The following is a 14,784-nucleotide window of genomic DNA, read 5'->3' as shown; positions in this document are numbered from 1 at the left end:
TCGTTTCTTATCAAACGATGGCTTCCATGCTACTGTACACGCTCTTGCATTTGCTCATACATTTCCTCTGTTTTGTCCGCCTCTTCTAAATTAAAAATGACATGTTGCCCGTTTGAAACGAATGAAATAAACGGTGGGCTGCTTTTATCAATAAATAGCTTTACCTTGTCACCATTATTAAATTTAAAATGCCCTTTTAAACTAGAGCCGATAGCAGAGCCGTTTGTTCGTATCGAAATTTTAGGGAGTTCCTCCATAAGAGCTAATCTTTCTATTTCTCCCCACTCATACGTATCCCCATACATCCCGCTAATTTCAAGGGCATCAGCTTTAAGCTCAACCTTTGTTGGCTGCATAGAAAAATAAATCAAAATCCCACCCCCTACAAAAGCGACTGCTGAAATAATGAGTGGTATTTTGAACTTTTTGCCCGCCCCTTTACGAAGCTTCCCATGCTCATCAAATAGATTCCCGTTATATTTTTGTGATTTGATCACAACGTAAATTGCAGATACGAAAAGCAAAATGAAAATTGGTATAAAATACGCTGTTTGCTCCTGCCAGCTTAAAATGCCTAGCACTAAAAATAAAAAGGCTAGAAAATAACAATAATAGCCAACTAAACGGCTAAGGTTTTTAACATCGACATTTTTCTTTTGCTCCTTCGACATCGTATTATAGCCCGAAATTAAAAAATACCATTTTAATTTGTGTACAGCAAAGCCGAGAAAGACTAAGAATGCTGTTAATATCCACAGAATCAAAACGCTCACTCCTTTTCTAAATAACTAACTTAGAATATGTATATGTATTTATTGTACACCACTTGAAACTACCTTACACATATTCCATACAGATTCAATTCACCGTTGGCATCGCTGCTCTTGATGGCGGAAAGCCTCCAGCATTTACACAAAATCTATTAAATCCATATGAAGATGGTCAAGGCATTGCAAGTCAGTTTAAACAAGCATTATTCAAAAATATGTAAAGGGCTCGAATTAATGGAAGATTTAGATTATAATCATTAATACGATAAAATTACCAATTATTCAACTATCAGATAATTTTTGGAATTAATTTTGCAACAACTCTATAATAGTCTTGCAATTAAGGAATGAGTGATTGATATTGAATAAAAAACATAAAATATTAATTTCAGCTTCAATATTTTTAAATATTGTCCTAATTTTAGTTGTTGTCATGTCTGTTAATCAATTGAACTACGTAACCAACCGGACGCTTATAACAAACGCAACCGATCCGCTATTTAAATTACACGATACCATCTCTAAACAAGAAAACGAAAATTGGTCTGATTTGGACTTCCTTTCGAACGAATTAGAAGAAACAAGTACGAGCGTTGCACATGCGCTCACCATTGGGGTAACGAGTAAAACAATAGACAAAGATGATACTGCAATACTTTTGAAGTTAAGTATCTACTTTGAAAGATATTCTTATATTACTAATTCCGAGATTTCACCAGAAACCTTAGAGGAAATGAAATTGAATTTAATTAGGTTCAATACACTACTAACCCAACAAGGCTTTGACAACGAAGGGGCATTTGATTGGACTAAAGAAAATTATTTAAAAAAACTTAGAACTATCGTTTCAGGAATCGAAAAAGCAGAAGGTATTATTATAAACTGGCCTGATGAATAATATATACTTGTACGAAAACACGTTACTCTTCATTGGTAACGGGCTTTTTATGCATGATAGGATACCTTCTAAAAAAGCCCAGGTAAAACAGAATCATATTTTCTTTGTCGACTTCCTTTCTATGAGGATAATTGTCGAACCTGGTAAACGATACAATTGATACGTTGCATATCTTACATCAGTTAAATAATGGAATAATTTTGCGCTATACTAATAATATAAAAAACTTTAGATTTCATAGGAGACGTTATGAAAAGTATATACATGAAAAATTATTTTACCGTCATTTATGAGCAACGAGAACAATTTGCTAATGAGATAAAAAATTTAAAAGAGAAAGAATGGGAACGTCCTCAAGAAGACAAGTGGTCAATTGGAGAGACATATTATCATTTATACTTAATGATTAAACTATTTAGACAGTTAAATAAATCTTTTTTACCGATTGCTAAGCCCGTTGCTAAACTAAGAAGCGAAAAGCCATACAAATTACATAGTGAAGACATATTCACTGAATATACAGCTAAGCATAACAAACCTATGAAAGCACCTTTCGTTTTAATGCCACCAAAAGATATTAAAGAGAAAATTTCATTTCAATGGATATTAAGCGAGCTCGATATTGAAACAAGATATTTACAAAAAATACTTTCTAATATTAGCGATAACGTTGCTGGACATATACGTTACCCGGATCCAATCGCTCATTATCCTAATTTAATTCAATGTATTAACATACTAGGTATACATGAGAAACATCATTTTCTATTATGTAAAAAATATTATAACTTAGATTAATATTGGCTTTTGGGTATCTTCAGAAAAATGCTAGCTAAAGGATTGATTGAGATTGACCAAAAAATTAGGTTTAAGAATACCCTTTGCCATAATAGTTATTTTTCTAATATTCATAGGCTATTCAGCTTTTAGCATTTTGTCTTTTAGTAAAAAAATGCAATTAGTTAAAACCGATGTGGCTGTGGTACTTGGTGCTGCCGCTTGGGATGATGAACCATCTCCTGTTTTACGCGAGAGGATCAATCATTCTATCTGGCTTTATGAGAATGAATATGTAGATAAAATCATTTTCACTGGTGGCAAAGGCGAAGGTGATCCATACGCAGAATCTGAGGTTGCAAGGGATTATGCTATAGAAAACAATGTTAATCCTGAAGATATCCTAATAGAAACTAAGTCCAAAATCACAGAAGAGAACTTACAGTACGCTTATGAAATTGGGGTTGAGCATGACTTCAATACATTTACGATTGTAAGCGACCCGTTGCATATGAAAAGGGCTATACTAATGGCAAAAAACACGGGAATGGAAGCATACTCATCCCCTACACAAAGCTCTGTTTATACGTCTTTGAAAAGTAAACTCCCGTTCTTTTTACGAGAGTTGTTTTTCTATATAGGTTATATTATCAGTCAGCCTTTTAGGTAACCAAAATCAAAAAACCCAGCTAATAGATGATGGGTTTTTGATTATCGGCACCTTACGCCTCATATTCTTTTTCAAATTGAATTGTACTACGAACTGTATCGATTGGGCGTACAAGCTGCTCAATTTGTTCGCGTTTGCTTTCAAAGAATGGTGGTAGAGATAGCTTTTCTCCTAACGTTTCATAAGGCTCATCGCCCATAAATCCAGGGCCGTCCGTTGCAAGCTCAAATAAAATTTGTGGAGCTACGCGCGTATATAATGATTGGAAGAAATAGCGATCTACATAGCCAGAAGTGTTGAATCCAAATGACTCAAATTGCTGCTGCCAGTCTAGTAGCATTTCTTTATCATCCACACGGAATGCAGCATGGTGCACAGTACCGAAGCCTTGGCGTGAAATCGGTAGCTCATCATTATGCTCGACAATAATACTTGCTCCGTTTCCACCTTCACCAACTTCAAATAAATAGCTGCTTCCATTTTCTGCCCTTAACTTAAATTCCATTACACGCTCGAGTACCTGACGTAAGTAATCAAAGTTTGAGATACAAATATGCACTGGACCTAAACCTGTAACAGCAAACTCTAACGGAACCGGACCATTTTGCCATGGTGTACCTGAAGCTACTCCTGCATTATGCTCATCCGAAATTAATTGGTATTGCTGCTCGTCGAAATCCACAAAGTTGATTACCTTTTTCCCAAATTGCTCTTGTATTCCTGAATGCTTTACCTCTAAACGATCAAAGCGTTTTACCCAATAGTCAAGCGCTGCATCTGTCGGAACGCGGAATGCAGTACGTGAAATTTCGTTAGTACCATGCTCCCCCTTTGGAATACCAGGAAAATCGAAAAATGTCATATCCGTTCCAGCTGACCCTTTATCGTCTGCGAAAAATAAGTGATATGTTTGAATATCATCCTGATTTACCGTCTTTTTTACTAAACGCATCCCCAGAACATATGTGAAAAATTTATAGTTTTCTTCTGCACTACTCGTAATCGCAGTTACGTGGTGTACACCTTTTAATGTTTTCATTTTAAATTCCTCCTCGAAAAATATCTCGAATTCGAGATAATGATATCACATCCCTTTTCGATTGTCTAATTAGAAAGATTTGTCACAAAGAGCACCTATTCTATTTTTTCTGAAAATGATTTATTATTAGGTCAGATTGAAAAAATTTACAATGACTAAACTACAAATGGAGATTATGATGACATTTAACAATTTCGAAGAATACGACAATCCTACTTTATACGATAAGGAAAACGAACAATTTATTCCTGAACTCCCCTTTTTATCGAAATGGGCGGCCAAAAAACAAGGAGTCATTATCGATTTAGCTTGTGGCACTGGTAGAATTACAATACCGTTAGCTAAAAATGGATATGAGCTAATAGGTGTCGATATACATAATGGCATGTTAACAGAAGCAAAAAATAAGTCTGCTAATCTCAATTTACAAATAAATTGGGTTGAGCAGGACTGTACAAAATTGGCGCTACATGCAAAAAGTAGTTTAATTTATTCAGTCGGCAATTCCTTTCAGCACTTGCTTACGAATGAGGATCAGGATAGATTCTTATCTTCAGTAACCAAACATTTAGAAAACGATGGGATATTTATTTTTGGCACTCGTTTTCCAAGCACCGAGGAATTAATACAACCACCTACAGAGGAATATTGGCGTAGTTATAGGGACAGTGAAACTAAGCAAATAGTTGACCTTTTCACTATTAGCGAGTATGACTCATTAAATCAGATTCAACACTATACGACGATTAGAAAATATAAAAACGATGCTGGTGAAATAATAAATGAAATGCGAACTCATATTAGTTTAAGGTATGTATTCCCAAAAGAGATGAATCGATTATTGCATTATCATGGGTTTGAGATTTTACATCTCTACAAAGATTGGCAAGAAACTCCTATAACGAAGGATAGTTATGAAATGATTTACGTTTGTAAAAAGGGCTCGAGGAAATAGGCAAAAGCATCTCTTTGTTAAAAGGTAAAACAATTGAACAGGCACCTTGTTTGAGGAGGTAAACCTATGATTGATCGTATTTTAAATGAAATTGCTGGATTTAAACATTATAAGGACATCATAAAAATCGACAAAGGATTTTCGTTAGAGGAAAAATACATCATTTCTTTACAAGATTCGGTCGAAAGATATTTATTAAGATTATTCCCAATCAATCAGTTAGAAAATAAAATGAATGAACTAGATATACTGAGAAGAATTGAAGCAATAAATGTAAAAGCTATAAGAGCAATTGAAGTCGGAGAAATTGCAGGAAAAGGCTATATGATTAGCACTTATATTGAAGGTAATGATGGTGAAATGGTTTTACCTAAGCTAGCCCCTTCTGACCAATATCAAATTGGATTAGAAGCTGGTCGAGAACTGTATAAGATGCATAAGCTACACGCCCCGGAACATATACAGCCTTGGTTTGAAAGAAAACGAATCAAACATAATCATTATATAGGTTCATATAAAAAATGTGGTATAAAGCTCGATCAAGACGAGAAGATAATGCAATTTATAAATCAACACATGCATTTAATGCTTGGGCGTCCAAATATTTTTCAGCACGATGATTTCCACCCAGGTAATCTTATAATAAAAAACAATCTTTTAGCAGGTATTATCGATTTTGGTCGATATGACTATGGAGATCCAATTCACGAGTTTTTAAAAATCGGCATTTTCACAAGAAATATTAGTGTCCCTTTTTCGATTGGACAAATTAATGGGTATTTTCAACGAGAAGCTCCACCGAAAGAATTTTGGCAGTTATACTCTCTGTACTTGGCAATGAGTGTGTTTTCATCTATCGTATGGACATTAAAAGTAGTTCCAGATGATATCGAAAACATGCTAGAAAAAATAGATCGTATTTTAAAGGATCATGATTATTTTAATAGAGCACAGCCAAGCTGGTATGAACCAAATTATTATAGCTAGTGCATTCTAATTTGAGAAAACAAACATCCACCTAAAACCGACGTTTTAATCGTTTTTAGGTGGATCCCTTTTTCCTCTATATTTATTTTTTTCGTTTCATACGATATAACACAGCTAATATAATAAACCAGATTGGTGTTAGCAACAATGCTGTACGAGTAGCTTCAGCAACAAGCATAACGATTAGTAAAAATACAAAAAATCCAAGTACTACATAGTTAATAAATGGTGTAAACGGTGCTTTAAAGCTTGATGCTTCATGTAGAGCACGGTTTTTTCGCTTATAAATAATGTGTGAGATTAAAATAATACTCCATACCCAGATAAAGCAAATCGCACTAATTGTTGTCACTACATTAAAGGCATTTTCCGGCATTAATTTACTTAACAGAGCACCTACTGATACAACAATCGTTGAAACGATTAATGCATTTTGTGGTACGCTTCGTTTATTTAATCTAGCGAATGCTGGGCTAGCTTGTTTGTTCGATCCTAAATTATATAGCATACGGCTCGTTGAAAACATTCCGCTATTCCCTGCTGATGCTGCCGATGTTAACACAACAAAATTGATTAAGCCCGCTGCAATCGGAATACCTGCTAAAGTAAATACTTGTACAAATGGGCTGTTTTCTGCATTTAATGTGTACCATGGATTAATACATAAAATAACAAAAAGAGCACCTACATAAAACAGTAAAATTCGTACCGGAATTTTATTAATAGCAGATGGAATATTTTTTGTTGGGTTGGCTGTTTCCGCTGCAGAAATCCCAACAAGCTCGACCCCAACAAAGGCAAACACAACCATTTGGAAGGCTAATAGGAAGCCACCGATGCCATTTGGGAAGAATCCGCCATGTGCCCATAAATTTTCTAGGGATACAGGCCCTGCACTTGTTTGGAACCCTGTAATCAGCATAATTACACCGATGATGATTAATGCAACGATTGTAATAATTTTAATAAGAGCAAACCAAAACTCTAACTCACCAAATAACTTTACCGTTAATAAGTTTAGTAGCAGTAACACAACTAAACATGCAACTGCAGGTACCCACTGCGGGATATCAAACCAATATTGTGAATACACGCCGACAGCGATAATGTCCGCCATCGCTGTCATAATCCAGCAGAACCAATATGTCCACCCCGTTATGTAGCCCGCCCAAGGTCCGATATATTCACTTGCAAAATCAGTAAATGATGTGTAACCCGTATTTGACAGTAGTAGCTCCCCTAGTGCACGCATCACGAAAAATAGAGCAATACCGACGATTAAATACGCTAAAATAATGGACGGCCCCGCAAGTGCAATGGCTTTCCCGGACCCTAAAAATAGTCCCGTACCGATCGTGCCGCCAATCGCAATTAATTGGACGTGCCGATTTTTTAAATCCCGCTTTAAATGTTGTTCCATGCTGATCCCTCCAAGATGTTAACTCCTGAACAATAAATACACATCAAGCGGGTTCACTTTTGTAGCTTTTTATAAATCTACTAAAAATAATATTAGTACAAAAATAAAGAGACTAGTGGCAAATAGCACTAGTCTCATATACAAAAGAATAACTGAAAACGAATGTATGTTAAAGTAACGAATCAATATTGACAATAAATCGTCAATAATCGTAAACACTTACAAATCGTAAAGCATAAAAAGCTTTCTTTATTACCCCTCTGTCCTTTTGCCTGAGATAGTGAACCCTTCGGCGACGCAAATGCGTACTCTCCAGAAAATGCTCCTGCTATAGTTTGATCCATAGCAATCAACGCGCTATTATTGACTTGCCATCACAACAAGTCGATGTATTATTTCAAGATAGTAACAATCCTATCAGCGAGAGCATAATCTTGCAATACTTTTATTTTTCAGAATACCGGAATAAAAGAAAATAATATGATATAAAACGAATAACCACAACATTTACGAGCATTTTTCTACAGAATTAAACGCAACTTATAAGACTTTCCATTTACTATTTTATCGATTTAAATACCTTTATTCATCGGATTAATTATTCCATAAAAAACTATATCCTCAAAACAATCATTTTTATAAATATGATCCTTTAGTATACCCTCGTATTTCATCCCACACTTCTCCATAATTTTTCCTGAAGCCGGATTTGATTTAAAATAACGTGCATAAACACGGTGATAATTTTTCTCTTTAAAAACGAAATCTAGTATTGCTTTAGCTGCTTCAGTAGCATAGCCATTTCCCCAATATTCTTCTCCAATCCAATAGCCCATTTCACCATTTTTGAATTGTTGATGATTTGAAATACCGATAGCCCCATATAACTTCCCACTATTTTTATCTGTGATTGCAAATTCATACATTCGGTCGTCCTTAAAGTTTTGTTCATGATCTGCAATCCAAGCTAATGCACAATCTAATGTATATGGATGAGGTAGATTCAATGTACTTTTGAAAACATTATAATTGTTACACATGAAACTAACATCTTCTGCATCAGACTCATGGAATGGACGTAATAATAGCCTTTCTGTCTCTATCGAATTTTCTGTTATACTATACTTCAACTTTTTCACCCCATTTTTCATTTTCGAAATTCTCCCTACTTTGTTGGATTATTTTAACATCTGCAATCATCTATTACAATTACCCTTTAACAATGCAACACCAAAAAATCCAAGGGACCGATTTCCCTTGGACATGTGTAATTACATTTTCACTTGTAGCTGTTGCAGGAAGCGCTGCGGGTCATCTACACGAATCGCCACTTCTTTAAATTGCTTTTTGAGACCTAAATAATAAACGGCCGTAATAGGCTCCTTCATCCTTAAGATAATCTGAGGCTGTAATGGCTCAAAATCTCTTACGATAAATTGTAGTGTTTTTGTCGTTAGCTTTTGCTCGAGTATTTCTTTATCTGTAATGATTTCTTCTATTTTGTCATAAGAAATTTCAGCAGATTTCATAAGGCCTTCAGTTATAAATACAGCTTCATCCTTAAAAAGAATTGGCGTTAAGCGCATGGCCTGCATATCACCGATAAAGAACAACACCGAATAAATATTGAGAATTAATAAAATGATTGAGAGAATCGGTGAAACATCATGTAGCCACCAATGAATCCCAATCGTTTCAATAAGGATTGCATGAATAATCATCAATTGCATAGCAAAGTAACTCGTATTTTTATGCAACGTAACGCCACTAGGTGGACTCTTTCGCCAAGTAGCAAATGCATAGTAGAACATCATCATTTCCGTACAAAGTATTCTAACAATTTTTTGCGGGGGAATGAATTTATCTACTGCTTTTGGGAATGCGAATAAGACTGGTAAATCTGCCTGCTTAACATAGCTAATCATTTTTGGTAGATAGATGAAAATTAGGGATACGAACGCTAACTCAAATAATATGATTACCCCTTCAATCGCAAAACCAACCCAAGTAAACATTACAAATGGCTCTAAATGCTCTATTGGAATAATAAAGCGTGCAGCAACACAGCCCGCCGCTGCTAGAAGAATAAATTTTTTCACCGAGAACTTCTTTTGTGATAGCAGAAAGGCTAACGGTGCAATAATGGCTAAATCGATTAACGAGCCAAGCACAACCCCATTTGCCTCCTGTGGTAAAATAGAATGGCCAAATGAAGTACGATATAACATCATATTTGAGAGGAGAATAAGTAGCCCAAACACAAACCAAAGATTTTTCTTTCGCTTCAATACTAACATAATGTAACTCCCTTCCTTCAAAGCAAGGTTCTACATCTATTTTAAATTTATACAAGCCCTTAAAGCAAACAATTCTGAAAATACAGCAAAAATAAAGACGAATGAAATACACAATTTCATAACAATCTAACGATATTTAATAATTGTAGAAAATATGTAAAATATAGGGTTGTGGATAATAAATTTCTTATCAATAATTAAGTATAGAACTAATATTCATTTTCACCTTGAAAGAGAGGGAGACGTGTGAGATTTATTATTGCTGGACTATGTATATTATTACTAGCTTCTTGCAGCAATGAGAAGGATATAATTGTTGAGGATCAACTAGAAAAAGTAACACATGTTGAAGGTCAGCCGACAAATATTAAAGAAAGTGAGATTCAAAAGGGCTCGTTTACTTTAACCTTAAAAAGCGAAAAAGATCAATATAAGGTAGGAGAGGATTTGAATATTGTTGCTCAACTGACTTATCACGGGGAAAAAGCTATTCATATAAGATATGCTGGTTCATGGGTATCTTTAGGAACAACCAACCTTACAAAAAATTATCAGTTTGGCTCTTCTATGTTCCTTGCAAATAGTACAACACCTTTAGCCAGTGGAGAGACAATTAGCGAGCAATATCAATATACTGGTGGGTTATATGTTGAGGAATTAGGTGGTAATCCCTATAGTGAAGACGAAAATTCTAAAATGTCTAAAATGAACTTTCCACCAGGGCAATATAAAATAGAGGCACATACAGATTTTAAAAATGAAGATAATGGTATTCCATATAAAATACATACAGCGATTATTTTTAAGGTTGTTGAATAGATGGAGGAGCATATCAGGATATCCTAATATGCTCCTCCATTAGATTACTTTCTTATAAGACTAAATAAACGACTAACTTTTTAATAAATGCATTTTTATACGCATTAAATGTAAAGAAAAGTGCTAATGAATGCGAACCTTGCGCTGTTTTTACTTCACCATTTACAGCCGCTTCCTTACCATGTGTAATCAATCTGTGAATATGTAATGCTTCAACACTTGGTATTTGCTGTAGGAACTGTTGTAGCCTCTCCTGACCTTGGATACTTTCTCTACCGATCATATCGACTGTAATTTCTGGTATGCAAAAAGTGATTGCTTCGTCAGTACGTCCCTCCGCTACAGCCTTTAAAAAATCAAGACATAATTTTTTCTTCGGGGCATTCCCGCAATCCTCATTACAATAAACCTGCACCATATATCCACTCTTTTCGGCTAAATTAATTTCGCCATATAGTATTCGTCAACGTAGCTGCCATCAACTAATAATGAGTCCCGCTTTGTACCTTCAACCTCGTAGCCCATTTTTTTGTATAAGTTAAAAGCAGCTTCATTATGCTTTATTACAGTAAGTTCTAAACGGTGTATACCTTGTCCCTTCGCCCACTCTTCTGCATGTTGAAACAGCGCTTTTCCAATACCTTTCCCTCTGAAACTACTAACAATTCCAATAACGATATATGCACGGTGAGCAATACGACTTGGTTGATCTCCTTGAACAATCAAATAACCTACGACCTCATCATCATGTTGTGCAACAAAAATAGCTGACTTAACTTTCGATTTCAGCATCTCAATTAGCTTGCCCATCTGCTCTGGCGCCATTTTCCGTTCACCTGGTGAAAATAACATAAACCCCGATGCCTCAGCATCCTTCATCACCTTGGCCATATGTGCTGCATCTTCAATTTTTGCTTCTCTTATTATCATAGCTCTACTCTCCCTTTATAATGTACTCTTCACAAACTCATTAAAACTTCCCTCTTCCTCCGAAAACTGATAATGATTGCTTTCCTCGAATATCGTTAATTTAGCATTTGGAATACAGCCTGCTATTTCTACTCCATATTTCATAGGACACTGTGAATCATATTTCCCTGCATATATATAGCTAGGTAAGGCGATATTTTTTTATGCGTCACGAACATCGTAGGCTGGATAATCTACTTTTCTAAAATAATCCAATCGTGGACCAACTGTTTTCCCACTATTCGGCTTTTTTAATGCCGCCTGTAACTTTCCTTCTGAATAGTACGACATTAGTGCCCACTCGTACCCTAATTTTTGCCGCGCTTCAATAGGCGTATCAGAATTATTAAGCGCATCCATAATTTCAACGATTTTTTTAAAGTTCGGATTTTCTCGGCAGTAAATACTTGCCGGATCCTGCCCGTATTCATAGCTTGCCGCTGCTCCTCCTGCGATAATTTTAGTTAAACTGGCTTGTGCATAAATAGCATATTTAAGCGCGAGCATTCCACCGGTAGAATGACCTGCAAACGCCCATTTTTCTAGCCCTAGCGTAGTTCGAATAGCTTCTAAATCAAAAACAGCATTATCCAAACTGTATTCCAATTCCTCCTCTACTTTTACAGACTGACCTGCTCCTTTTAAATTGATTAAATAAACATGATAGTGCTCTGTAAACGGCTGTGAAAACGTATTCCCTCGCTCATCAAATGCACTATATAGATGGGTAACCGCCAATGGCTCGCCTGTTCCCTTCTCGAATAACTCAAAAGTACCTCTTTCAGTATCGATCAATCGTTGAATCCACATGCCGCTAATCTCCTTTTGCTATTTAGTGATTAAATGTGCTTTGAGCCCTTCATTTTCAAAATGCAAATATTCCTCATCGGTTAGGGTATAGGCCTGTAAATCTGGCCGCTGAGCAATCCAGCTAGCAAATGCTGCTCTACGATTTTTATCATCATAATGCGGACAAAATGTACCTTTTAATATTCCTAGTCCATCAAATGCTTCGTATTCATCTTGTTCATTTTCACTAAAACATTTTTCAAACCAGCACATGGCACCTGCACTAATCCCGGCTAACAGCACCCCCTTTTCATACGCTTCAAGTAGGACATCATGAAACCCAGCCTCTCGCCATTTAGCTAGCATAGATTTCGTATTCCCTCCACCAACATACAAAATATCCTGGCTCAAGACATGCTCCATTGTTGCAGCTTCTTGTAAATTATTTTGCAAGATATGGCTTGCCTCACAGTTTGGAAAGGCCTTGTAAAAATTATCGATATAGCCCTGTGCATCATTGCTCGCTGTAGGTATAAAGCAAATTTTAATCTTTTCCTTTTGGATTTGAAGAATCAGATAGCTATCAATCTCAGATGGGATTTCCTTTGAAAAACCTCCACCTGAAATGGCAAGAATTTGACGTCTCATTACAATTCACTTCCTAATCAATTTAGTTGTTGCTGTAACAAGGTCCATGCTTTTTCGCTTGCCTGTGCATTGAAATTAGATGAATGTGCATCGGCAAAACCGTGATCTGCGTCAAATATTGATACTTGCACATCATTGCATTGTCTTGTCTCTGCTACTTTATTTACATCAAATGATTTCTCCTGAGCTGCAAAGAATAAAGTCGTGTGGCAAGTAGGCTTTAGATATAAATAATCTCGTATTCTTGAGCCATAATACCCGATGATAGAATGAACCCCCTTCTCCTCACTGCAAAGCCACGCAATTGTAGCTCCAATACTGAAGCCAACAATTGTTACCTTTTTATAGTTGTTAGATAATGGTTGCAGTAATTCTTTTACTCTCGCTGCCCCATTCTCAAAACCTATGTTCTCGATGAAATAACGATAAGCCTGTTGCTCCTCCTCATATGTAAAAGGACACTCAATTGGAAGAAGGTTGGGACAAATAACGTCATAACCTAAATTAAAAAATCGTTTTGCAGTATCTTTTACATGCTCATTAATTCCATATATTTCATGCAGTAAAACGATCACATGCTCTGACCCTCGCTTATATTCAATCATTTAACACCTCCTAATCCCCAGAATAATAATACAGTTTTATCCATTCTAATATTTTTGTCATACAAAAAACAACCATCCCAAGTATAGGATGGTTGTAAATTTTAGTTCATCCAGTAAAAAACATTGCCGTGTCCATCTCCACGAGGCATGTTTTTTTCTTGTATCGAAATACCATTTCCTAGGAAATCCTGATGTAAATTCTCATCATACATATTGTTATAGATATGATAAAAAGGTTGATCTTTACTTAATTCTAATAGCAATTGCTCAAATTGCACCTTTAATTTTTCAGAAAATTGATTGGCGACATGTGTATGAAATACGATAATTTCAGTATTTCGTGACAGTGTACTAAATACATTTGGTAATATTTCTAGCAGATCGCCTTGATAAAGCTCTTTTTCGGTAGTAGTTGCAACTGTCGCTGCTTTTTTAAAGCGTTCTCTCCTTACATGATGCTCTGGCCAAATAAGTGCTATCATCCATTCAACATCATCGCTTTTTTCTAAATCAATCACATTTAAATCAATACCGATTCTACGATCCATTAAAAATTCCCCTTCCATCACTGGCAATGGCTCACCCTTATTAACTGAACAAAGGCTAGGTGCATTCTTTTCTCGCTCGATTAGTATCGTTTCTTCTCCATTTTTGATCCTGTAATTATAGAGATCTGGTGTCAGCAATAATCCAGCACTTGTGCCAATTTCAATTAAAGTAAGACTCCGATTTCTTTTCTTCGCAATTTCAAAAAATAGTGGATAAAGAAAACTACATCGATTCACCTCATTTGTTTGTACTAGCCGAGTTTGAAATAACGCCAATAATTGTTGTTTATGCTCTAGAGCAAATGCCTTAAATGCTGGAAAACTGTCTTCAACTGGGTAAGGATTTTCTGTACAGGATGGGTAATACGCTGTTATTGGGTCTGTAGATTTGCAAACTAAATAATGCATAGCTCCAAAAAATAAATTCGGTTTTGGCTGAGTAATAGGAATTTCGCGAACAATTCCCATCAATTCCTCATCTTCTACAATTTTCTTGCTTAAAAAAAAATACAATGGACTGCTGTTTTGCGCCTCAGCCTCTGCAAATCGTATAAAGCTTTTTTGATAGTGATCCATATCAAACATCCCCCTTA

General features: G+C 35.7%; 17 protein-coding genes, 1 pseudogene and 1 riboswitch. Of the genes and pseudogenes, 7 read left to right on the top strand and 11 right to left on the bottom strand.

All coding sequences use genetic code 11. The annotated features are described in order from the left end of the window. Window positions 1–29 precede the first annotated feature (29 nt). A complete protein-coding gene (locus V4T18_RS00475; protein ID WP_332645350.1) occupies window positions 30–764 on the bottom strand; it encodes a DUF3784 domain-containing protein in 735 nt (244 codons plus the stop codon). Window positions 765–826: 62 nt separating this feature from the next. On the opposite strand from V4T18_RS00475, the gene V4T18_RS00470 reads away from it, so the two are divergent. From V4T18_RS00470 to V4T18_RS00455, 4 genes are all read left to right on the top strand, one after another. Beyond that, window positions 827–991, top strand: a complete 165-nt coding sequence (locus tag V4T18_RS00470; protein WP_332645349.1) for a hypothetical protein — start codon at window positions 827–829, stop codon at window positions 989–991. Between the two features lie 140 nt (window positions 992–1,131). After that, window positions 1,132–1,668, top strand: coding sequence for a hypothetical protein (locus V4T18_RS00465; RefSeq protein ID WP_332645347.1), 537 nt, complete (start codon window positions 1,132–1,134; stop codon window positions 1,666–1,668). A gap of 249 nt (window positions 1,669–1,917) precedes the next feature. Then, entirely contained in the window at window positions 1,918–2,466 is a 549-nt protein-coding gene (locus V4T18_RS00460) for a DinB family protein (RefSeq protein WP_332645345.1), read from the top strand. Window positions 2,467–2,518: 52 nt separating this feature from the next. Further along, window positions 2,519–3,115, top strand: coding sequence for a YdcF family protein (locus tag V4T18_RS00455; RefSeq protein ID WP_332645342.1), 597 nt, complete (start codon window positions 2,519–2,521; stop codon window positions 3,113–3,115). A 52-nt stretch (window positions 3,116–3,167) separates the two neighbouring features. Here the strand turns inward: V4T18_RS00455 and V4T18_RS00450 are convergent, their stop codons facing one another. Continuing rightward, complete coding sequence (locus tag V4T18_RS00450; protein WP_332645341.1) at window positions 3,168–4,154, bottom strand: ring-cleaving dioxygenase; 987 nt, start codon at window positions 4,152–4,154, stop codon at window positions 3,168–3,170. A gap of 175 nt (window positions 4,155–4,329) precedes the next feature. Here V4T18_RS00450 and V4T18_RS00445 point away from each other — a divergent pair, with 175 nt between their 5' ends. Continuing rightward, on the top strand, window positions 4,330–5,109 hold the full coding sequence (locus V4T18_RS00445) for a class I SAM-dependent DNA methyltransferase (RefSeq protein ID WP_332645888.1): 780 nt from the start codon (window positions 4,330–4,332) through the stop codon (window positions 5,107–5,109). A gap of 66 nt (window positions 5,110–5,175) precedes the next feature. After that, window positions 5,176–6,096 (top strand): aminoglycoside phosphotransferase family protein, encoded by a 921-nt coding sequence (locus V4T18_RS00440; RefSeq protein ID WP_332645339.1) that lies wholly within the window; start codon window positions 5,176–5,178, stop codon window positions 6,094–6,096. A gap of 82 nt (window positions 6,097–6,178) precedes the next feature. Here V4T18_RS00440 and V4T18_RS00435 read toward each other — a convergent pair whose 3' ends face one another. From V4T18_RS00435 to V4T18_RS00425, 3 genes are all read right to left on the bottom strand, one after another. Continuing rightward, window positions 6,179–7,516: an amino acid permease gene (locus V4T18_RS00435; protein ID WP_332645336.1), complete on the bottom strand. Its 1,338-nt coding sequence runs from the start codon at window positions 7,514–7,516 to the stop codon at window positions 6,179–6,181. Window positions 7,517–7,766: 250 nt separating this feature from the next. After that, a riboswitch (glycine riboswitch) is annotated at window positions 7,767–7,842 on the bottom strand. 246 nt (window positions 7,843–8,088) lie between these two features. Continuing rightward, window positions 8,089–8,667: a GNAT family N-acetyltransferase gene (locus tag V4T18_RS00430; protein ID WP_332645334.1), complete on the bottom strand. Its 579-nt coding sequence runs from the start codon at window positions 8,665–8,667 to the stop codon at window positions 8,089–8,091. Window positions 8,668–8,787: 120 nt separating this feature from the next. Then, complete coding sequence (locus V4T18_RS00425; RefSeq protein ID WP_332645333.1) at window positions 8,788–9,813, bottom strand: beta-carotene 15,15'-monooxygenase; 1,026 nt, start codon at window positions 9,811–9,813, stop codon at window positions 8,788–8,790. 246 nt (window positions 9,814–10,059) lie between these two features. Here V4T18_RS00425 and V4T18_RS00420 point away from each other — a divergent pair, with 246 nt between their 5' ends. After that, on the top strand, window positions 10,060–10,632 hold the full coding sequence (locus V4T18_RS00420) for a hypothetical protein (RefSeq protein ID WP_332645331.1): 573 nt from the start codon (window positions 10,060–10,062) through the stop codon (window positions 10,630–10,632). 52 nt (window positions 10,633–10,684) lie between these two features. Here V4T18_RS00420 and V4T18_RS00415 read toward each other — a convergent pair whose 3' ends face one another. The 6 genes and pseudogenes from V4T18_RS00415 to V4T18_RS00390 all read right to left on the bottom strand — a co-directional run bounded on the left by V4T18_RS00415 (window position 10,685) and on the right by V4T18_RS00390 (window position 14,767). Then, a complete protein-coding gene (locus tag V4T18_RS00415) occupies window positions 10,685–11,050 on the bottom strand; it encodes a hypothetical protein (protein ID WP_332645329.1) in 366 nt (121 codons plus the stop codon). 17 nt (window positions 11,051–11,067) lie between these two features. After that, window positions 11,068–11,562, bottom strand: coding sequence for a GNAT family N-acetyltransferase (locus V4T18_RS00410; RefSeq protein ID WP_332645328.1), 495 nt, complete (start codon window positions 11,560–11,562; stop codon window positions 11,068–11,070). Between the two features lie 15 nt (window positions 11,563–11,577). Continuing rightward, window positions 11,578–12,411 (bottom strand): annotated as a pseudogene (locus V4T18_RS00405) (alpha/beta fold hydrolase). A gap of 18 nt (window positions 12,412–12,429) precedes the next feature. Further along, window positions 12,430–13,038 carry a peptidase E gene (locus tag V4T18_RS00400; protein WP_332645325.1) on the bottom strand — a complete coding sequence of 203 codons (609 nt, stop codon included), beginning with the start codon at window positions 13,036–13,038 and terminating at the stop codon, window positions 12,430–12,432. Between the two features lie 17 nt (window positions 13,039–13,055). After that, window positions 13,056–13,643: a dienelactone hydrolase family protein gene (locus V4T18_RS00395; RefSeq protein WP_332645324.1), complete on the bottom strand. Its 588-nt coding sequence runs from the start codon at window positions 13,641–13,643 to the stop codon at window positions 13,056–13,058. Between the two features lie 101 nt (window positions 13,644–13,744). Beyond that, complete coding sequence (locus V4T18_RS00390) at window positions 13,745–14,767, bottom strand: DUF2332 domain-containing protein (protein ID WP_332645323.1); 1,023 nt, start codon at window positions 14,765–14,767, stop codon at window positions 13,745–13,747. Window positions 14,768–14,784: the final 17 nt, after the last annotated feature.

Source organism: Lysinibacillus sp. 54212 (assembly GCF_036662795.1).
Classification (GTDB): domain Bacteria; phylum Bacillota; class Bacilli; order Bacillales_A; family Planococcaceae; genus Lysinibacillus_B.
The sequence above is the reverse complement of the archived record's forward strand: the minus strand, read 5'-3'. Positions and strand labels throughout refer to the sequence as shown.